The 475-nt window shown below is 63.2% G+C and carries 1 protein-coding gene; it reads right to left on the reverse strand.

Going from position 1 to position 475, the window contains the following annotated elements; genetic code table 11:
- Nucleotides 1-410, reverse strand: a 410-nt coding sequence (locus EOE48_RS28700) for a multicopper oxidase domain-containing protein (RefSeq protein ID WP_148239820.1), incomplete at its 3' end; no start/stop codon positions are given.
- Nucleotides 411-475 lie beyond the last annotated feature (65 nt).

The raw sequence follows: 475 nt of genomic DNA on the forward strand, positions 1-475 counted from the left end.
TACCAGTAGCTGCCAGCATCCGGCACGCGGAACTTGTAGTCGAAGTACTCGCCCGGCTTGACCGGCAATTGCGACACATAAGGCACGCCGTCCATTTCCAGCGGCAGCCGAATGCCATGCCAGTGAATGGTGGTCTCCACCGGAAGGTGGTTGATGAAGCGCACCCGCAACCAGGTGCCTTGGCGCACGCGCAGCTCGGTGCCCGGTGCCGACGGCCCGAACGCCCAGGCCTCGGTCTTGAAACCTGGCACCAACTCGACATCCAGCGGCGCGGCGATCAGCTCGTAATCATGCCCGGCATTGTCATCTTCGACCTTGCCCAGCCAGTAACGCGCCGCGCCACCGGCGCCCAGGCCAACCACAACCAGGCCGGTCAGGCCCTTGAGCATTTGTCGACGGGTGAAGGACATCGGTGCGGGTACCTCGTGTTCTGCTCAATCAAGCTGCCAGCAGTGGCTGGCGATGAAGGGCGAAT

This window comes from Methylobacterium oryzihabitans (genome assembly GCF_004004555.2).
Classification (GTDB): domain Bacteria; phylum Pseudomonadota; class Alphaproteobacteria; order Rhizobiales; family Beijerinckiaceae; genus Methylobacterium; species Methylobacterium oryzihabitans.